This is a genomic window from Thiosulfatihalobacter marinus (assembly GCF_016019955.1).
GTDB classification, from domain to species: domain Bacteria; phylum Pseudomonadota; class Alphaproteobacteria; order Rhodobacterales; family Rhodobacteraceae; genus Shimia; species Shimia marinus_A.
Window position 1 is genome coordinate 197,244 of record NZ_JAECRZ010000001.1, and the last position, 18,299, is coordinate 215,542.

18 protein-coding genes are annotated in these 18,299 nt (G+C 65.6%); 14 read left to right on the forward strand and 4 right to left on the reverse strand.

The genetic code is table 11. From position 1 onward, the window contains the following. Positions 1 to 52: 52 nt before the first annotated feature. The 13 genes from ybgC (at position 53) to folD (ending at position 13,285) form a co-directional block, all read left to right on the forward strand. Complete coding sequence (ybgC, locus tag I3253_RS00930; protein ID WP_197915744.1) at positions 53 to 439, forward strand: tol-pal system-associated acyl-CoA thioesterase; 387 nt, start codon at positions 53 to 55, stop codon at positions 437 to 439. 199 nt (positions 440 to 638) lie between these two features. Then, positions 639 to 1,313, forward strand: a complete 675-nt coding sequence (gene tolQ, locus I3253_RS00935) for a protein TolQ (RefSeq protein ID WP_197915745.1) — start codon at positions 639 to 641, stop codon at positions 1,311 to 1,313. A gap of 3 nt (positions 1,314 to 1,316) precedes the next feature. Then, on the forward strand, positions 1,317 to 1,796 hold the full coding sequence (gene tolR, locus I3253_RS00940; RefSeq protein ID WP_197915746.1) for a protein TolR: 480 nt from the start codon (positions 1,317 to 1,319) through the stop codon (positions 1,794 to 1,796). Positions 1,797 to 1,805: 9 nt separating this feature from the next. After that, the gene (locus I3253_RS00945) at positions 1,806 to 2,888 is read left to right on the forward strand and encodes a hypothetical protein (protein WP_197915747.1); all 1,083 of its coding nucleotides are present in this window, start codon (positions 1,806 to 1,808) and stop codon (positions 2,886 to 2,888) included. Positions 2,889 to 2,911: 23 nt separating this feature from the next. After that, positions 2,912 to 4,216 carry a Tol-Pal system beta propeller repeat protein TolB gene (gene tolB, locus I3253_RS00950; protein WP_408647772.1) on the forward strand — a complete coding sequence of 435 codons (1,305 nt, stop codon included), beginning with the start codon at positions 2,912 to 2,914 and terminating at the stop codon, positions 4,214 to 4,216. A gap of 74 nt (positions 4,217 to 4,290) precedes the next feature. Then, positions 4,291 to 4,794, forward strand: coding sequence for a peptidoglycan-associated lipoprotein Pal (gene pal / locus I3253_RS00955; RefSeq protein ID WP_197915749.1), 504 nt, complete (start codon positions 4,291 to 4,293; stop codon positions 4,792 to 4,794). A 6-nt stretch (positions 4,795 to 4,800) separates the two neighbouring features. After that, complete coding sequence (gene ybgF, locus I3253_RS00960; protein ID WP_197915750.1) at positions 4,801 to 5,649, forward strand: tol-pal system protein YbgF; 849 nt, start codon at positions 4,801 to 4,803, stop codon at positions 5,647 to 5,649. Next, positions 5,646 to 6,905: a tRNA lysidine(34) synthetase TilS gene (gene tilS, locus I3253_RS00965; RefSeq protein WP_332255657.1), complete on the forward strand. Its 1,260-nt coding sequence runs from the start codon at positions 5,646 to 5,648 to the stop codon at positions 6,903 to 6,905. The genes ybgF and tilS overlap by 4 nt, the downstream gene beginning before the upstream one ends. A 79-nt stretch (positions 6,906 to 6,984) precedes the next feature. Further along, complete coding sequence (ftsH, locus tag I3253_RS00970) at positions 6,985 to 8,904, forward strand: ATP-dependent zinc metalloprotease FtsH (protein ID WP_197915751.1); 1,920 nt, start codon at positions 6,985 to 6,987, stop codon at positions 8,902 to 8,904. A 102-nt stretch (positions 8,905 to 9,006) separates the two neighbouring features. Then, a complete protein-coding gene (locus I3253_RS00975; protein WP_197915752.1) occupies positions 9,007 to 9,774 on the forward strand; it encodes a methyltransferase domain-containing protein in 768 nt (255 codons plus the stop codon). Positions 9,775 to 9,797: 23 nt separating this feature from the next. Further along, positions 9,798 to 10,397 (forward strand): MOSC domain-containing protein, encoded by a 600-nt coding sequence (locus tag I3253_RS00980; protein ID WP_197915753.1) that lies wholly within the window; start codon positions 9,798 to 9,800, stop codon positions 10,395 to 10,397. A 162-nt stretch (positions 10,398 to 10,559) separates the two neighbouring features. Continuing rightward, positions 10,560 to 12,236, forward strand: a complete 1,677-nt coding sequence (locus tag I3253_RS00985; protein WP_197915754.1) for a formate--tetrahydrofolate ligase — start codon at positions 10,560 to 10,562, stop codon at positions 12,234 to 12,236. A 146-nt stretch (positions 12,237 to 12,382) separates the two neighbouring features. Continuing rightward, complete coding sequence (folD, locus tag I3253_RS00990) at positions 12,383 to 13,285, forward strand: bifunctional methylenetetrahydrofolate dehydrogenase/methenyltetrahydrofolate cyclohydrolase FolD (RefSeq protein ID WP_197915755.1); 903 nt, start codon at positions 12,383 to 12,385, stop codon at positions 13,283 to 13,285. A gap of 48 nt (positions 13,286 to 13,333) precedes the next feature. Here the strand turns inward: folD and I3253_RS00995 are convergent, their stop codons facing one another. Next, complete coding sequence (locus I3253_RS00995) at positions 13,334 to 13,759, reverse strand: PaaI family thioesterase (RefSeq protein ID WP_232236898.1); 426 nt, start codon at positions 13,757 to 13,759, stop codon at positions 13,334 to 13,336. Positions 13,760 to 13,887: 128 nt separating this feature from the next. Here I3253_RS00995 and I3253_RS01000 point away from each other — a divergent pair, with 128 nt between their 5' ends. Next, positions 13,888 to 14,652: a LytTR family DNA-binding domain-containing protein gene (locus I3253_RS01000; RefSeq protein WP_197915756.1), complete on the forward strand. Its 765-nt coding sequence runs from the start codon at positions 13,888 to 13,890 to the stop codon at positions 14,650 to 14,652. Between the two features lie 26 nt (positions 14,653 to 14,678). Here I3253_RS01000 and pdeM read toward each other — a convergent pair whose 3' ends face one another. From pdeM to I3253_RS01015, 3 genes are all read right to left on the reverse strand, one after another. Next, positions 14,679 to 15,341 carry a ligase-associated DNA damage response endonuclease PdeM gene (gene pdeM, locus I3253_RS01005; protein ID WP_197915757.1) on the reverse strand — a complete coding sequence of 221 codons (663 nt, stop codon included), beginning with the start codon at positions 15,339 to 15,341 and terminating at the stop codon, positions 14,679 to 14,681. 101 nt (positions 15,342 to 15,442) lie between these two features. Next, positions 15,443 to 17,863, reverse strand: coding sequence for a ligase-associated DNA damage response DEXH box helicase (locus I3253_RS01010; RefSeq protein WP_197915758.1), 2,421 nt, complete (start codon positions 17,861 to 17,863; stop codon positions 15,443 to 15,445). A 6-nt stretch (positions 17,864 to 17,869) separates the two neighbouring features. Beyond that, positions 17,870 to 18,196, reverse strand: a complete 327-nt coding sequence (locus tag I3253_RS01015; protein WP_197915759.1) for an ArsR/SmtB family transcription factor — start codon at positions 18,194 to 18,196, stop codon at positions 17,870 to 17,872. Positions 18,197 to 18,299 lie beyond the last annotated feature (103 nt).

Here is an 18,299-nt window from a genome sequence, read left to right on the forward strand (position 1 = left end):
GGCGCCAGGCGCGTAGGCATTTCCGTGGAAAACGGGAAAGCGAGTGTGCGCCATGATCTACAGATTGCCGATCCGTGTGTATTACGAAGATACCGACATGGGCGGGATCGTGTATTACGCCAATTACCTGAAATTCATCGAGCGCGGGCGCAGCGAGTGGGTGCGCGAGATCGGACTGGATCAGCACGAGATGAAGGCCGATGGCGTGGTGTTCGCGGTGCGCCGGGTGGAGGCGGATTACCTGGGATCGGCCCGGCTGGATGACGAGCTTGTGGTGGAAACGCGGGTGGCCAATGTGACGGCGGCGCGGCTGGTGATGGAGCAATGGGTGAAGCGGGGCGAAGAGGTGCTGTTTCATGCCATGGTGACGGCGGTGTGCATGAACGAGGCGGGCCAGCCGGTACGGCTTCCGGCGCTGGTGCGGCGGCTGATGCATTGAGGCTGCCCCGCGCGGGCGGGCGGCGCTGTTCGATTGTGGCTGTGCGGGGCGTTCGGCAAGAGTGCCGGGGCGGCGCAGGGGGCGGGACGTGCGCGAAAATCCGCGCCTGACGCCAATTTGATGGTATTCCCCGTGGAACTGCGCTAATTTTGCTGCAAAACAAGGCCCGGAGATGGGGCCACAGAGCAGAGCAGGCAGAATGGAAGCAGCAGTCGACTTTTCCATGTGGGCGCTTTTCGCGCGCGCAACCCTGACCGTGAAACTGGTGATGTTGCTGTTGGTGGTGGCGTCGTTCTGGTCATGGTCGGTGATCATTCAGAAAACCGTTCTGTTTCGGACGGCCCGCCGGGAGGCGCGGAAGTTTGACCGGGCGTTCTGGTCCGGCGAGCCGCTGGATCAGCTGTTCGAGGAGCTGGGGCCGGAACCGAAGGGGCGTTCGGAGCGGATTTTCGCGGCCGGCATGGTGGAGTGGCAGCGCAGCCACCGGCAGGATGGCGGGCTGATCGCGAATGCCACAAGCCGGATCGACCGGTCCATGGATGTGGCCATCGTGAAGGAGGCCGAGGTGTTGCAGAAAGGGTTGCCGGTGCTGGCGACGGTGGGGTCGACCGCGCCGTTCGTGGGGCTGTTCGGCACGGTCTGGGGCATCATGAACGCCTTTATCGAGATCGCGGCGCAGCAGAACACCAACCTGGCCGTGGTGGCGCCGGGCATCGCCGAGGCGCTGCTGGCCACGGGGCTGGGGCTTTTGGCGGCGATTCCGGCGGTGATCTTCTATAACAAGCTGAGTTCGGACAGCGACCGGATCGTGGCCGGGTACGAAGCCTTTGCCGACGAGTTCGCCACTATCCTGTCGCGCCAGCTGGACGCCTGAGCCATGGGGGCCGGGGTCATGCAATCGGGCGGGGGGGGTGGCAAGCGGCGGCGCAGGTCGCGGCGCCGCTCTGCGCCGATGTCCGAGATCAACGTCACCCCTTTTGTGGATGTGATGCTGGTGCTGTTGATCATTTTCATGGTGGCGGCGCCGCTGTTGACGGTGGGGGTGCCGGTGGAATTGCCCAAGACGGCGGCCAACCCGCTGCCCGGCGAGCAGGAAGAGCCGCTGACGGTGACGATCGGCCCGGATCTGGGCATCACCATCCAGACCACGCAGGTGACGGCGCAGGACCTGGTGCCCAAGCTGCGCGCGATCGCCGTCGAGCGGGAGTCGGACCGGGTGTATCTGCGCGCGGATGGCAGCATTCCCTACGAGGCGGTGGTGCAGGTGATGGGCGCGCTGAATGCCGGGGGGTTTGCCAATATCGGGCTGGTCACGGATATCGGGGGGCCGTCGATGGATGGCAGCCCGGAAAACTGAGGCGCGCGGTTGCATATCGGGCATTATATCTCGGGCGCGGCACATGCCGGGCTGATCGGCTGGGTGCTGGTGGGCGACGTGTTCCGCGCCGACCCGCCGCCGCTTGAGGTGACCGATGTGGCGGTGATCTCGACCGAGGAATTCGCGGCCTTGCAGCGTGCGCAGCAGGCGCCGGTGACGGAAACCGAGGTGGCGGTGCCGGTGATCCCGGAGGCCGAGGTGGAGACCCCCGAAGTGGCGACGCCCGAGGATGCGCCGGTGGATGTGCCCACGCCCGAGGCGGCGGCCGCGGCAGAGCCGGACACGACGCCGGACCTGAGCGACATGGCGGCGCCCGAACCGCAGGACGTGACCGACGCCGCGCCGGTGCTGATCACGCCCGAGGTGGACACGGCGGCGGTGGTGCCCGAGCGCGCGCCGCGTCCGGTGGTGCGCCCGGCGCCGCGGGTGGCGCCCGAGCCGGTGGCGCAACCCGAGCCGGACACGACCATCGCCGACGAGGTGCAGGAGGCCACCCGGCCCGACGCGCGCGGCGAAGCGGCCGAGAAGCCCAAAGAAGAGACCGCCCCCGAGGCCGCCAGCACCGAGATCGCCACCGAGCCCAAGGCCGAACCCGAGGAAAAGGCCGCCAGCGCGGCGCCAAGCCGGTCGGTGCGCCCGCGCACGCGCCCGGTGGCGCGCCCGGATCCGGCGCCCGCCAGGGAGGCGGCGGTGGCGGCGGCGCTGAAAGAGGCCAGCGACCAGCAGGCCCCGGCGGCGCGGCCGCCCGGCGGACCACCTTTGACCAGAGGGGAGAAGGACGGGTTGCGTGTGGCGGTTCAGAATTGCTGGGTGGTGGATGTCGGCTCGCGCGCGGCGGATGTGACGGTAACGGTAGGCTTTTCGCTGGACAAGAGCGGAAAGGTCCAGGGCGATATCCGCATGATCGGCGCATCGGGCGGGGACGAGGCCGCTGCCACCTCCGCGTTCCAGGCGGCGCGTCGGGCGGTGTTGCGTTGTCAGAAAAGCGGTTATGATTTGCCAATAGAGAAATATGACAATTGGCGTGACGTGGAAATTACTTTCAATCCCGAGAACATGAGGCGGAAATGACCAGAGTCTTCGCAAACTTTCTAATGGGGCTGATTCTGCTCGGGGCGGCGACGGCCGGCGGCGTGGCACAGGCGCAAAACGGCCCGCTCCGGATCGAGATCACCGAGGGCGTGATCGAGCCTTTGCCCTTTGCCGTGCCCGATTTCGTGGCCGAGACACCCGGATCCAACCAGATTTCCAAGGATATCAGCCGCGTCATTGCCGAAGACCTGAGCGGCACCGGGCTGTTCCGGGAAATCCCGGCCCAGGCGCATATCTCGACCATCACGAATTTCGCCAGCCCGGTGCAGTTCGCCGACTGGAAGGCGATCAATGCCCAGGCGCTGATCACCGGGGGTGTCAGCGTGAGCGGCAACCAGCTTGAGGTGAAATTCCGCGTGTGGGACGTGTTCGCCGGGCAGGAGCTGGGCAATGGCCTGCGCTTCAAGGGTACCACCGATGGCTGGCGGCGCATGGCGCACAAGGTGGCGGATGCCGTCTATAGCCGGATCACGGGCGAGGGCGGATATTTCGACAGCCGCGTCGTGTTCGTGAGCGAAACCGGCCCCAAGAACGACCGCAAGAAGCGGCTGGGGATCATGGATTATGACGGAGCCAACCTGCAATATCTGACCGACAGCAGCGCCATTGTGCTGGCACCGCGGTTTTCGCCCACGGGCAAGGAGGTCTTGTACACCAGCTATGAAACCGGCTTTCCGCAGGTCTATCTGATGGATGTGGCCTCGGTGCGCCGCAAGGTGATGTCGGACGAGGTGGGCACGATGAGCTTTGCGCCGCGGTTCTCGCCCGATGGCAAGAGCGTGGTGATGTCCGTCACCGAGGGGGGCAATACCGATCTGTACCGGATGGATGTTGCCAGCGGACAGCGCACGCGGCTGACCAATGGACCGGCGATTGAAACCGCGCCCAGCTTCAGCCCGGACGGTACCAGGATCGTGTTCGAAAGCGACCGGTCGGGATCACAGCAGCTTTATGTGATGGCCGCGTCGGGCGGCGAGGCGACCCGGATCAGTTCCGGTCAAGGGCGCTATGGCACGCCGGTCTGGAGCCCGCGCGGCGATCTGATCGCGTTCACCAAGCAGAACAAGGGCCGGTTCCATATCGGCGTGATGCGCACCGATGGCAGCGAAGAGCGGCTGTTGACGGCATCGTTCCTGGATGAGGGTCCGACCTGGGCGCCCAACGGACGGGTGATCATGTTCACCCGTGAAACGCGCGGTGCGGATGGGGTGTCGGCGCTGTATTCGGTGGATGTGTCGGGACGCAATCTGAAGCGGGTCAGGATGAACGGCGGCGGATCCGATCCCAGCTGGTCGCCGCTGCAATAGGGGCCGTTTCAAAGGCCGGAGCGTTATGGTATGAAATCCCTCAAAGACAAGGGCAAAGAGGCGAGGCAGAAAAGATGAGACATGTGACGAAGGCGGCATTGCTGGTGGCGGGTCTGACATTGGCGGCTTGCGCCAACAGCGATCTGTATTCCGGCACCGACGGGCCGGGCAGCCAGAGCGGCGCGACGGCGGGCAGCGTGGACGATCCGACATCGATCGCCCATTTCCAGCAGGTGGTTGGCGACAGGGTGTTGTTTGCGGTGGACCAGTCCACGCTGAGCGACGAGGGGCGGCTGACGGTGCTGGCCCAGGCGAACTGGTTGTTGGACAACCCGGAATATACCGCCGTGGTCGAGGGCCATGCCGACGAGCAGGGCACACGCGAATATAACCTGGCGCTGGGCGCGCGGCGCGCCAGCGCGGTGCGCCAGTTGCTGGTGGCGCAGGGCGTTTCGGCCAACCGCATCCGAACGGTGAGCTATGGCAAGGAGCGCCCGATCGAACTGTGTTCGGCCGAAAGCTGTTATGCGCAGAATCGCCGCGCGGTGACGGTTCTGGCCGCGGGTGCAACGGGGTAAGTCACGATGAGGACACGTCAGGTTCTGGTCCTGGCCCTGATCTCGGCCCTGGGCGCGGCGGTGGTGCTGGCACCGGTGGCGGGGCGGGCACAGTCGCGCTCGGAAACGCTGGCCGATATCCGCCAGCAGCTTTCGGTGCTGTATGTGGAAATCCAACGGCTGAAACGCGAGCTGAACACCACCGGCGCCCCGGGTTCCGTTCCGGCGGGGGGCACCACGCTGGAGCGGCTGGACGCGATCGAGGCACAGCTGCAATCGCTGACCGGCAAGACCGAACAGCTGCAATTCCGGGTGGAGCGGATCGTCGAGGATGGCACCAACCGGATCGGCGATCTGGAGTTCCGGCTGGTCGAGCTGGAGGGCGGCGATCTGAGCCAGCTGGGCGAGACCAGCACCCTGGGCGGGGACATGGGCGACCTGCCGCCCGCCGGAGGGGACGAGCGGGCCGGCAATGACGCCGCGAGCGAACTGGCGGTGGGCGAGAGCGCGGATTTCGAGCGCGCCCGCGCGGCGCTGGAGGCGGGCGAATACGGCGCCGCCGCCGATCAGTTCACCGGCTTTGTCGACACCTATCCGGGCAGCCCGCTGGAAGCCGAGGCGCATTTGCGGCGCGGTCAGGCTTATGAGGGGCTGGGCGAGAACACGCGCGCGGCGCGGGCCTTTCTGGAAGCCTATTCCGGGGCGCCGCAGGGCAGCGTGGCAGCGGAGGCGCTGTTCAATCTGGGCCGCTCTCTGGGCAAACTTGAGCAGACCAACGAGGCCTGTGTGACGCTCAACGAAGTTGGTGTGCGCTATCCGGGCGCGCCCGAAGTGGCGCAGGCCCGCGCCGAGATGGCACGGCTTCAGTGCCAGTGAGCCTGCAAACCCGGCTGGCCGAGGCGCTGGCCGGGATGTTGCCCGGCGATGACACACCCGAAGGGGAACGGCTCCGAACCTGGCCCCGGATTGGGGTGGCGGTGTCGGGCGGCGGCGATTCGCTGGCGCTGCTGGACCTGTTGCACGAGGCGGGAGTGGCGCTGGCGGTGGCGAGCGTGGATCACGGGCTGCGACCGCAGGCGCGCGACGAGATGGCGCTGGTGGCGCGGTATTGCGCCGCGCGGGGGCTGGATCACGCGATCTTGACCTGGCGCTGGGACGGGCACGGCAATGTGCAGGACGCAGCCCGGCAAGGGCGCGGTGCAGCGATTGCGCAATGGGCGCAGGGCTGCGGGATCGGTCACGTGGCGCTGGGCCACACGGCGGATGACCAAGCGGAAACGGTACTGATGCGGCTGGCGCGCGGATCGGGCGTGGACGGGCTGGCGGCGATGGCACCGGTGGCCCGGCGGGAGGGCATCACCTGGCTGCGGCCCTTGCTGGAGGTGCGGCGCGCCGAGCTGCGCGATTACTTGCGTGCCCAGGGGCTGCGCTGGGCGGAGGATCCGAGCAACGAGGATACGGGGTATGCGCGGGTGCGGGTGCGCCAGGCGATTGCCGCGCTGGATCTGGATGTGGCGCGGCTGACGCGCACGGCGGCGCATATGGCGCGGGCGCGGGCCGCGCTGGAATACGGTATGGCCGCGCTGGCGCGGACAGTTGTGACTTTGGAGGCGGGCGACGTGGTGATCGAGGCCGCGCCGTTCGATGCGGCCCCGGACGAGCTGCGCGCCCGTCTTCTGGCCGAGGCATTGTGCTGGGTCTCGGGGCAGAGCTATCGGCCACGCCATGACGCGCTGGTCGGGGCGCTGGAAGCCGCGCGGCCGGTGGCGCTGCATGGCTGTCTGGTGATCCGCAAGGGGGGGCGGATGCGTATCCTGCGGGAATGGAAGGCCGTCGCGGCGGTGTCCTGTGCCTTGGGAGAGCCGTGGGACGGGCGCTGGCGGCTGATTGGACCTGGAGGAAAAGGTATGAAAATCAGGGCGTTGGGCGAGGACGGTTTGCGTGAGTGCCCGGGCTGGCGGGACGGCGGGCTGCCGCGCCAGAGCGTGATCTCCAGCCCGGCGGTTTGGCGCGACGCAGTGTTGGTGGCGGCGCCTTTCGCCGGGCTGGCACGGGGCTGGCGCGCGGTGATGGAACCGGAACGGGCGGATTTCCCCGGTCTGGGACGGGATCAGGGACAATTATCGCATTGAACCTGCTGGCGTGATGTCTATTTAACTGTAACACCCGCTGTGATAGGGACAGCGCCGGTCTAACCTTGGGAGATTTGCCTTGGGCAACGCACGCAATATTGCATTTTGGGTCGTTCTTTTTCTGCTGATCCTGGCTCTGTTCAATTTGTTCAGCGGTGATGGCACGACATTGCAAAGCCGTGAGAACAGCTATTCGGATTTCGTGGCCGCCGTGGAAAACGATCAGGTGGCCAGTGTCACGCTGGATGGAGAGAAGGTGCGGTATTCCACCAAGGACGGCACCAGCTATGTCACGATCAAGCCAACCGATGCCGAAGTGACGAACCTGCTGATCGACAAGAACATCCCGGTGCGCGCCGAGAGCCAGGAGCAGAGCGGGTTCCAGGCGTTCCTGCTGAGCCTGCTGCCGTTCCTGTTGCTGATCGGCGTGTGGATCTATTTCATGAACCGGATGCAGGGCGGCGGCAAGGGGGGGGCCATGGGCTTTGGCAAGTCCAAGGCCAAGATGCTGACCGAGAAACATGGCCGCGTGACGTTTGACGACGTGGCGGGGATCGACGAGGCCAAGGAAGAGCTGGAAGAGATCGTGGAATTCCTGCGCAACCCGCAGAAATTCAGCCGTCTGGGCGGCAAGATCCCCAAGGGCGCGCTGCTGGTGGGCCCTCCGGGCACCGGCAAGACGCTTTTGGCGCGCGCGATCGCGGGCGAGGCGGGCGTGCCGTTCTTTACCATCTCCGGCTCGGATTTCGTGGAGATGTTCGTGGGTGTGGGCGCGTCCCGTGTGCGTGACATGTTCGAACAGGCCAAGAAGAACGCGCCCTGTATCGTGTTCATCGACGAGATCGACGCCGTGGGCCGCCATCGTGGCGCCGGCTATGGTGGTGGCAATGACGAGCGCGAACAGACGCTGAACCAGCTTCTGGTGGAAATGGACGGGTTCGAGGCCAATGAGGGTGTGATCATCCTGGCGGCCACGAACCGCAAGGATGTGCTGGACCCGGCGCTGTTGCGTCCGGGCCGGTTCGACCGGAACGTGACCGTGGGTAACCCCGATATCAAGGGGCGCGAGAAGATCCTGGCGGTGCATGCCCGCAAGACTCCGCTGGGCCCGGATGTGGATCTGCGCATCATCGCGCGCGGCACGCCCGGGTTTTCGGGCGCGGACCTGGCCAACCTGGTGAACGAGGCCGCGTTGATGGCGGCGCGTGTGGGGCGGCGTTTCGTGACCATGGAAGATTTCGAGAACGCCAAGGACAAGGTGATGATGGGGGCGGAGCGCCGCAGCATGGTGCTGACCGCCGATCAGAAGGAAAAGACCGCCTATCACGAGGCCGGGCACGCGGTTGTGGGTCTGAAGCTGCCGGAATGCGATCCGGTCTACAAGGCGACGATCATTCCGCGCGGTGGGGCGCTGGGGATGGTGGTGAGTTTGCCGGAAATGGACCGGCTGAACTGGCATCGCGACGAATGTGAGCAAAAGCTGGCCATGACCATGGCGGGCAAGGCCGCCGAGGTGATCAAATACGGCGAGGATCACGTGTCCAACGGGCCGGCTGGCGATATCCAGCAGGCCAGCCAGCTGGCACGCGCGATGGTGATGCGCTGGGGCATGTCCGACAAGGTGGGCAATATCGATTATGCCGAGGCGCATGAAGGCTATAGCGGCAATACCGCCGGGTTCTCGGTTTCGGCCCATACCAAGGAACTGATCGAGGAAGAGGTGAAGCGGTTCATCCAGCGCGGCTATGAGCGGGCGCATGAGATCCTTGTGGAGCACAAGGACGAATGGGAACGGCTGGCCGAAGGGTTGCTGGAATACGAGACCCTGACCGGCGACGAGATCAAGCGCGTCATGAAGGGCGAACCGCCTCATACGGGCGGGGATAATGATGACGAGCCGGATCAGGGCAACGCGCCCAGCATTACGGCGGTGCCCAAGACCAAACCGCGCAAGAAACCAAGCGGCGAAGGCGGGATGGAGCCGGAACCGACAGCTTGAGACATATCACAGGGCCGGGGAATACCCCGGCCCTTTCGCATGGGCGGTTGCGGAATTCGCCACGAATTCCGGTGCCGGGCGGATCGAGGGGCGCGCGAAATAATGGCGGACTGGAACCCGGCGCAATACGAGGCTTTCGCCGACCAGCGGCTGCAACCGGCGCTGGACCTGCTGGCGCGGGTGGGATCGGTGCCCGAAGGCGACGTGATCGACCTTGGCTGTGGCAATGGCCCCGTTGGCCCGGCGCTGGCTGCGCGGTTTGGCACGCGGAGGTTGATCGGCATGGACAATTCACCGGCGATGCTGGCGCGCGCGGCGGAGCGGGGTGTCTATGCGGCGCTGGAAGAGGCGGATATCGCGGGCTGGGCGCCGGAAGGTGCGCCGGCGGTGATCTATTCCAACGCGGCCCTGCAATGGCTGGGGGATCACGATACACTGATCCCGGCGCTGGCCCGGAGGCTGGCGCCGGGGGGTATGCTCGCCGTGCAGATGCCGGCGCAGAATGCCGCGCCGTCCCATGCGGGATGGAGCAGGGCCTGGCGCGCGGTGTTTGCGGATCGGCCTGTTGCCACAAGCTCGCAAATCCTGACCGGCGCACAATATCATGACCTGCTGTCTCCGCTGGGCGAGATGCGGGTGTGGCAGACCGAATATCTGCAACATCTGGCGCCGGTTGGCGCGGGTCATCCGGTACGGCAGTTCACGCAAGCCACCTTTGGCCGTCCGTTTCTGGCGGGGCTGGACAGGCGCGCGCGGGACCGGCTGATCGCGGCCTATGAGGCAGAGTTGCGCGCGGCCTATCCGCCGCGTCAGGATGGGTCGGTCCTGTTTCCATTCCGGCGATTGTTCTTTACGCTGCGCCGGAGGTGACGGGAATTGGAGGCGCGGGGCGGATGCCGGCTTTGAAAACAACGCAGTTTCGCGGAGAAATCGTCTGGCTGGGCCGGGTGGCGGATTCGGAGGCGGATCTGCGCGCCGCGCCGATGGATGCGCTGGAGCTGAAACTGGGTGGGGCGGTGGGCGAGCACCATGGCGGGATCACGCGCCCGTCTTGCAGCCGGGTTCTGGCGCTGCATCCGCGCGGGACGGAGATCGCCAATACGCGCCAGCTTTCGGTGGTTGCGGCCGAGGATCTGGCGGCGATCGCCGCGGCGATCGGGCTGGGGGTGCTGGATCCGGCCATGCTGGGCGCGTCGATGGTGTTGCGGGGTCTGCCGGACCTGAGCCACCTGCCGCCATCCTCGCGGTTGCAGGCCGACAGCGGTGCCACGCTGGTGGTGGACATGGAAAACCGCCCCTGCGTGTTGCCGGGCAAGGTGATCGAGGCGGCGCATCCGGGCGCGGGCAGGACATTCAAGGCCGCCGCCGCGGGGCGGCGCGGGGTGACGGCCTGGGTGGAGCGGCCCGGCGCGGTAAAGCTGGGCGATGTGCTGCGCCTGTTCATCCCGGATCAGCCTGTCTGGCACCACCTGGAGGCGGCGCGCGCGCCGTAGCGCCCGGCGCGCCGATGGGGTGCAGCCGTTTCCAAAAAGAAACCGCCGCCGCCGATCCCGACGCAAGCAGCGCGGAAAATGTCGGAAATGCCGACCTGCGTGGGGGCGGTGCAGGCTAGTGTTCCGGGCAGATGCAACAATATCGCTGCAACAGGGACTGACATGACCTTCAAAACCGATATCGAGATTGCCCGCGAGGCAAAGAAACGCCCCATCCAGGAGATCGGGGCCAAGCTGGGCATTGGCAGCGACGATCTGCTGCCTTATGGCCATGACAAGGCCAAGGTGAGCCAGGAGTTCATCAACTCGGTTCAGGGGCGCGAGAATGGCAAGCTGATCCTTGTCACCGCGATCAACCCGACCCCGGCAGGCGAGGGAAAGACCACCACAACGGTGGGGCTGGGCGACGGGCTGTGTGCGATCGGAAAGAAGGCGGCGATCTGTATTCGCGAAGCCTCGCTTGGGCCGAATTTCGGCATGAAGGGCGGCGCCGCGGGGGGCGGGTATGCGCAGATCGTGCCGATGGAGGAGATGAACCTGCATTTCACCGGCGATTTCCATGCGATCACGGCGGCGCATAACCTGTTGAGCGCGATGATCGACAACCATATCTACTGGGGCAACGAGCTGGAGATTGACGAGCGCCGCGTGACCTGGCGCCGGGTGCTGGACATGAACGACCGCGCGTTGCGGGACATGGTGACAAGCCTGGGCGGGGTGGCCAACGGGTTCCCGCGCCAGACCGGGTTTGACATCACGGTGGCGTCGGAGGTGATGGCGATCCTGTGTCTTGCCAATGATCTGAACGATCTGCAAAAGCGGCTGGGCGACATGATCGTGGCCTATCGCCGGGACCGTTCGCCGATTTATGCGCGCGATATCAAGGCCGATGGCGCGATGACGGTTCTGCTCAGGGATGCGATGCAGCCCAATCTGGTGCAGACGCTGGAGAATAACCCGGCCTTTGTGCATGGCGGGCCGTTTGCCAATATCGCGCATGGGTGCAATTCGGTGATTGCCACCACAACGGCGCTCAAGGTGGCGGATTACGTGGTGACGGAAGCCGGGTTCGGCGCCGATCTTGGGGCCGAGAAATTCATGAACATCAAGTGCCGCAAGGCCGGGCTGGCGCCCGACTGTGTGGTGCTGGTGGCGACGATCCGCGCGATGAAGATGAATGGCGGCGTGGCCAAGGCCGATCTGGGGCCCGAAAACGTGGCGGCCGTGAAAGAGGGCTGTGCCAACCTGGGCCGCCATATCGGCAACCTCAAGCAATTCGGTGTTCCGGTGGTGGTGGCGATAAACCATTTTGTCACCGATACCGACGCGGAGGTTCAGGCGGTCAGGGACTATGTGGCCGGTCAGGGCGCCGAAGCGATCCTGTGCCAGCATTGGGAAAAGGGCTCGGAAGGGACGAAGGAACTGGCCAGGCGTGTGGCCGAGATCGCCGATGCGGGGGTGAGCCAGTTCGCGCCGCTTTACAACGACGAAATGAGCCTGTTCGGAAAGATAGAGCGGGTGGCGACGGCGATCTATCGCGCCGACGAGGTGTTGGCGGACAAGAAGATTCGCGACCAGCTGCGGACCTGGGAGGAGGCCGGGTACGGACATCTGCCGGTCTGCATGGCCAAGACGCAGTATTCGTTTTCCACCGATCCCAACCTGCGCGGCGCCCCGACCGGGCATTCGGTGCCGATCCGCGAGGTGCGGCTGAGTGCGGGGGCCGGGTTTGTCGTGGTGATCTGCGGCGAGATCATGACCATGCCGGGCCTGCCGCGCAAGCCGGCCGCCGAGACTATCCGGATCAACGACGAAGGATTGGTTGAAGGATTGTTCTGAGCGGGGCGAGGCGCGGGCCCGGCATCGAGCCGGCCCCGCGCCTGGTGCCTCCGGCGGGAGTATTTCCGGCAAAATGAAGGCGCGCGTGGGGTTGCATCGGAATGTGCGATGATGGACACCGGGGCGTGATCTGACGAGGAAGAAAAATGGCGGCGACACGTATTGACGGCAAGGCCTTTGCGGCCAGGGTGCGCGAGAAGGTGGCGGAGCATGTGGCCCGGCTGAAGGCGGAAAACGGAATCACGCCGGGATTGGCGGTGGTGCTGGTGGGGGAAGATCCGGCGAGCCAGGTCTATGTGCGGTCCAAGGGCAAGCAGACTGTTGAAGTGGGTATGAATTCCTATGAACACAAGCTGGAAGCCGATACGGGCGAGGCCGATCTGCTGGCGCTGATCGCGCGGTTGAACGCGGATCCGGCGGTGCATGGCATTCTGGTGCAGTTGCCGTTGCCGGGCCATCTGAACGAAGATCTGGTGATCAACGCGATTGCCCCGGAAAAGGATGTGGACGGGTTCCATATTTCCAATGTCGGGCTTTTGGGTACGGGGCAGAAGAGCATGGTGCCCTGCACGCCGCTGGGCTGTCTGATGATGTTGCGTGACCATCACGGGAGCCTTTCGGGGCTGGATGCGGTGGTTGTGGGGCGCTCCAACATCGTGGGCAAGCCGATGGCGCAATTGTTGCTGGGTGACAGTTGTACCGTGACGATCGCGCATTCGCGGACCCGGGATTTGCCGGATGTGGTGCGCCGCGCCGATATCGTGGTGGCGGCCGTGGGACGGCCCGAGATGGTGCCGGGCGACTGGATCAAGCCGGGCGCGACGGTGATCGACGTTGGCATCAACCGTATCGACGCGCCGGAAAAGGGCGAAGGCAAGACGCGGCTGGTGGGGGATGTGCATTTCGAGAGCGCCGCCGCGGTGGCCGGAGCGATCACGCCGGTGCCGGGCGGGGTGGGGCCAATGACGATTGCCTGCCTTTTGGCCAACACGGTCACGGCCTGTTGCCGGGCCAACGGGCTTGCCGAGCCGGAAGGGCTGACGGCCTGACGGGCGGACATTTCCGAGGAACAATGACGGGCCGGGCCGGGAACCGCCTTAGCCTTTGGGCAGGATCGGGACCATGGTGCCGGTCATCAGCGCGATTTGCGTGCGGGTGGCGCCGGTGATGGCGAAGACCTCGGCCTGAACGATCACCAGGCGGCGGCCGGGTTTGATCACGCGGCCTGTGGCCTGGATCAGGTCGCCCCGTGCGGGGGCAAGCAGGTGGATATTCATCTCGCTGGTGAGCACTTCGGACTGTTCCGGCATGACCGAGAGGGCGGCGTAGCCCGCCGCCGAATCGCCCAGTCCAAACGTATGGGCGGCATGGGCGTAGCCATGTTGCTGGCGGCAGTTTTCGGGGATCGTGGCGGTGATTGTCACGGCGCCGGGGGAAATTTCCGCCAGCTGCGCGCCGAATGTGGCCATCATCGACTGGGCGGCAAAGCTGGTTTCGATCTTGTTCACGATTTCAGGAGACAAGTGCACCGGTTTTCCCCTTATGCGTATTGTCGGGTGACGGGATAATTGGCAGAAGAAAGGCAATTGAGACGGAAGGCAAGCGGCCAGTCCGGCGGGGAGTATTTTTGACCGAGATCCCGGGTAAGAGATTGAAGAAGATAGAAATTGTTTTTCGCATGGTGTTCGGGGCGATGTTCACCCCGCGCATATTGGCGATCTGGATCATCCTGTGTGTCGTTGCGGTTGCCGCCAGCCCGTTCGGGACGTTCACGTCGATGCGGTTCAGCCAGCGGCTGATCTATTGGGTCAGCGTGGTGACGATGTCCTTTGTTCTGGGATTTGGCGGGCATGGGTTGGCCGTGATTGTCGGGCCGCGCCGGGATGCGGCGGGGCGGTTTTTCCTGGAGGGTTTGTTTGCCGCGCTGTTGATTTCGACGGCGGTGTGGGGCATTGGGCGGATCCCGTATTTTGCGGCCGCCGGTGCCAATCTTTCGTACCGGCTGGCGCTGGCCTATGTGCTGCTTGTGACCATTGCGGTGGTCGGCATCCGTGCCATTGTGGTTCAGGCCTTTGGCGCGCCGTCGCGGGCGGCAATGCGATTTCAGCCGCGCCTGGCGGAGCGTTTGTCAGAGGGGATGGGATCGCGGATCCTGTCGTTGAGCGTGACGGATCATTCGGTTTGTGTGAGTACGGACAGGGGGCAGGAGGTGATCAGGATGCGCCTGACCGATGCGATTGGCGAGATGGAGGGTGTGGAGGGGTTCCGGGTGCACCGCTCGCACTGGGTGGCGCGGGATGCGATCAGGGGGCATGACGCGGCGCAGGGGCGCGTGTTCCTGGAATTGGTCAACGGCGCGCGTGTTCCGGTCAGCCGGACCTATCGGGGCGCGTTGGAGGAAGCCGGTATTATTTAGTGATTACAGGGGCGTGCGTCGGTTGTTTAACGTGGCATGGGGATCATGCGCGGGGTCTGGCCGGTGAGGATGGCACGGGCTTCGGGGCGCATGAGGGTGCTGAGCACGTCATCCGTGCTGCGCAGCCCGCCGGTATAGGTGCCAAAGGCGGGCAGGATCACGCGGTCGCTGTCAAACAGAAAGGCCGGGCGGGAGATCGCGCGCAGCCGGGTTTGCACACGAACTTTGGGGTGGTAATGGCCTGAAATCTCGCCACTTTGACCGGCCTGCGCGATATGGCGGAAGACCAGCGGCGGGCGCGGCAATTCGGCCAGGTGGGTGCCGCCCAGATCCATCGGCCCGGGGTCGTGGTTGCCCTCGATCCAGACCCAGCGCCGCCCGGCCTGAAGGCGGTTGATCCACAGCCGGTCGGATTCGGCCAGGGTGCGGGCGGCTTCGGGATCGTCGAAACTGTCGCCCAGACACACGACAGTGCCCGCATTGGTCATGCGCAGATCGTTTTCCAGCCGGATCAGCGTGTCGCGGGTTTCGTAGGGCGGCAGAGCGGCGCCGCCCTGGCGCAGGACGCGGCCAGCCTTGCCCAGATGCAGATCGGAGACCACCAGCAGGCGCTGATCGGCCCACCAAAGGCCGCCGGAGCCAAGCGCGGTGAGGGCCGCGCCGGCCAGGGAAAACTGTACGCCGTTCATGGTGAATTGCTAGACGGCGGGCGGCGCCGGTGCAAGCGTGATGCGCCCGGGCCTGCTTGATTCCGGCAATAAGCCCGCCATCGGGCCATCGCGGCGCGGGGCTACATGGCGGACAGGCCGCTTTGGCGCATCAGCGCGTCGGTTTCTTCGGCAAGCAGCCGCTCTTCGGCGCTGCCGCTTTGCACCGAGACCTTGCCCATTTCCAGGAACAAAGGCGCGGAAAAGGGGGTGACATGCGGCGTGCGGACAAGATCGATGCGGGTGCCAACGCGGGAAAGCAGGTCTTGGATCCGGCCAAAATCCACCAGCCCGCGCAACGCCTCTTGACGGGTGATCTGCATCAGCAGGTGGTCGGGATCGTATTTCCGAAGCGTGTCGTAGAGGATGTCCGAGGAAAACGTGGCCTGGCGCCCGGATTTCCGCTTGCCGGGGCTGTTGCGTTCGATCAGCCCGGCAATGGTGGCGGCGCCGCGAAAGCTGCGTTTCATCAGCGCATTGCCCGCCAGCCAGCCATCAAGACCGTCGCGCATCCCGTTGAGATCAAACAGGGGTTTGGGATCGCTCACGGCATCCAGCCCCCAGATCAGGGTGGCATAGTCGGTGGAGACAAAGCCCATGGGTGCGAGGCCGGTTTCCTCCATCCGCTTGGTCAGGATCAGCCCCAGTGTTTGTTGTGCATTGCGCCCGGCAAAACCGTAGATGCACAGGTTTTCGCGCCCGTCATGGGGGAAACTTTCGATCAGGAGCCGGTCCGGTTCCGGCAGGCGCGACATCTGGCGTTGCAGGCTTAGCCAGGCGAGGGTGTGGGCGGGCAGTTCGGGCCAGTCATTGCGTTGGAGATTGCGCAGGATACGCTGAGAGAGCTGGGTGGATGTGGCGAATTTCGTGCCGGAAAACACGGCGATACGCGGCTTTCTTGAAGCATTGCGCGAGACTTCGACAGTCAGTTCCCGCAAGCCTTCATACCGCACGATCCGGCCACCGATCAGGAATGTATCCCCGGCCGACAGCGTGGCGGCAAAGCTCTCTTCCACCTCGCCCAGCGGCTTGCCGCCGCGCGCGCGGCGCAGCCGTACCTTGAGCCGGTCGCTGTCCTGGATGGTGCCCGCGTTCATGCGGATCGAGGCGGCGGCGCGCGGATCGCGCAGGTGCCAGCGCCCGTCCGGGCGGCGTTGCAGGCGTTGCCAGCGGTCATAGGCGCGCAGGGCATAGCCGCCGGTGGCGCAGAAATCGAGGCAGGCCTCGAATTCGGCGCGCGACAGATCGGCAAAGGCGCCAACCGTGCGGACTTCGCGCAACAGATCGTCGGCATCGAACGGCCCGGCGGCGGCGGTCAGCAGGATATGCTGGCACAGCACGTCGCGCGGGCCGGGGCCGCGGGGATCGCCGTCCAGATCATGGTCGCGCACCGCCTGGAGCGCGGCGACGCATTCCACGATTTCCCAGCGGTTGGCGGGCACCAGAAGCGCCTTGGAGGGAGCATTGTAGCGGTGATTGGCGCGCCCGATGCGTTGCACCAGGCGTTTCACGTTCTTGGGGGCGCCGACCTGGATCACCAGATCGACATCGCCCCAGTCCAGCCCGAGATCCAGCGAGCCGGTGCAGACAATGGCGCGCAAGTCGCCGCGCACCATGGCGGATTCGACCCGGTGGCGCTGCTCGCGGTCCAGCGAGCCGTGGTGGATGCCGATCGGCAGGCTTTCGTCATTGGCCAGCCACAGGTTGCGAAAGAAGATCTCGGCCTGCGCGCGGGTGTTGTGAAAGATCAGCGTGGTCTTGTGTTGCTTGACCTGTTCCAGAACCGCAGGGATCGCATAGGCCGCCCCACCCCCCGACCAGGGCGGGGGGGTATCCGTTTCCAGCATGGAAATATCGGGGTCCGGGCCGGGATCGGCGGTGATGATCTCGCAGGGGTCGGGATGGCGGGCCAGCAGGGCGGCGATGTCGTCGGGGCGGTCGATCGTGGCCGACAGGCCGACCCGGCGCAGATCCGGGCACAGGGTTTGCAGCCGGGCCAGCGCCAGGAACAGCTGATCGCCGCGTTTGCTTTCGGCAAGGGCGTGCACCTCGTCCACGATCACCCGTTTCAGCCCGGCAAAGATGCGGGGCGCGTCCGGGTAGGAGGTGAGCAGCGCAAGGCTTTCGGGGGTGGTGAGCAGGATGTGGGGCGGATCGGCGCGCTGGCGTTTCCTGACGGTGTTGGACGTGTCGCCGGTCCGGTCTTCGATGCGGATGGGCAGGCCGATTTCGTCCACCGGGGTGCGCAGGTTGCGCTTGATATCGGCGGCCAGCGCCTTGAGCGGGCTGACATAAAGCGTGTGCAGCCCGGCATGAGGCGCGCGGGCCAGATCGGCGAGCGTGGGCAGAAAACCGGCCATTGTCTTGCCGCCGCCGGTGGGGGCGATCAGCAGCACGCAGGGCGCATTGGCCCTGTCGAGCATGGCGCGCTGATGCGGGTGCGGCTGCCAGCCGCGCCGGGCGAACCAGGTTTCAAGCTCTGGTGGCAGGGCCGGTTGGGCCAATGGGGATCAGTCCTGATCGGGGCCGCAGAACAGGCGATACAGCATGCCGATCACTTCGGCGGTGTTCTGGTCGGCCAGGCTGTAATAGATCGTCTTGCCGTCGCGCCGGGTGGAGACCAGCCCCTCTTCGCGCAGGCGGGCGAGCATCTGGCTGACGGCGGCCTGGCGGATTTCCAGCAGGTTTTCCAGTTCGCCCACGGATTTCTCGCCCGATCCCAGGTGGCACAGGATCATCAGGCGGCCTTCGTGGGCCAATGTCTTGAGATAGGCGGCGGCCGCGGCGGCGCTGTGGGCCATTTCCGAAGGGGGGGCAGGGGGCGATTGCATGTTCATGTCGGCGCATCCTTGGAACTTTTGCTTGATATAGCATGGCTCTGGCCGCAATGCGAGATTGTGGCGCTATTGGGCCGCCGGGCGCGTGGCAAGCTGGGCGTGC

What these genes read in the sequence shown, in the direction of transcription:
- pal (WP_197915749.1), top strand. Translation starts at nt 4,291, where the DNA reads ATGAGACATGTGACGAAGGCGGCATTGCTGGTGGCGGGTCTGACATTG.
- ybgC (WP_197915744.1), top strand. Translation starts at nt 53, where the DNA reads ATGATCTACAGATTGCCGATCCGTGTGTATTACGAAGATACCGACATG.
- pdeM (WP_197915757.1), bottom strand. Translation starts at nt 15,341, where the DNA reads ATGAACGGCGTACAGTTTTCCCTGGCCGGCGCGGCCCTCACCGCGCTT.
- I3253_RS00980 (WP_197915753.1), top strand. Translation starts at nt 9,798, where the DNA reads ATGCCGGCTTTGAAAACAACGCAGTTTCGCGGAGAAATCGTCTGGCTG.
- I3253_RS00985 (WP_197915754.1), top strand. Translation starts at nt 10,560, where the DNA reads ATGACCTTCAAAACCGATATCGAGATTGCCCGCGAGGCAAAGAAACGC.
- ybgF (WP_197915750.1), top strand. Translation starts at nt 4,801, where the DNA reads ATGAGGACACGTCAGGTTCTGGTCCTGGCCCTGATCTCGGCCCTGGGC.
- folD (WP_197915755.1), top strand. Translation starts at nt 12,383, where the DNA reads ATGGCGGCGACACGTATTGACGGCAAGGCCTTTGCGGCCAGGGTGCGC.
- tolQ (WP_197915745.1), top strand. Translation starts at nt 639, where the DNA reads ATGGAAGCAGCAGTCGACTTTTCCATGTGGGCGCTTTTCGCGCGCGCA.
- tolB (WP_408647772.1), top strand. Translation starts at nt 2,912, where the DNA reads ATGGGGCTGATTCTGCTCGGGGCGGCGACGGCCGGCGGCGTGGCACAG.
- tolR (WP_197915746.1), top strand. Translation starts at nt 1,317, where the DNA reads ATGGGGGCCGGGGTCATGCAATCGGGCGGGGGGGGTGGCAAGCGGCGG.
- I3253_RS01015 (WP_197915759.1), bottom strand. Translation starts at nt 18,196, where the DNA reads ATGAACATGCAATCGCCCCCTGCCCCCCCTTCGGAAATGGCCCACAGC.
- I3253_RS00975 (WP_197915752.1), top strand. Translation starts at nt 9,007, where the DNA reads ATGGCGGACTGGAACCCGGCGCAATACGAGGCTTTCGCCGACCAGCGG.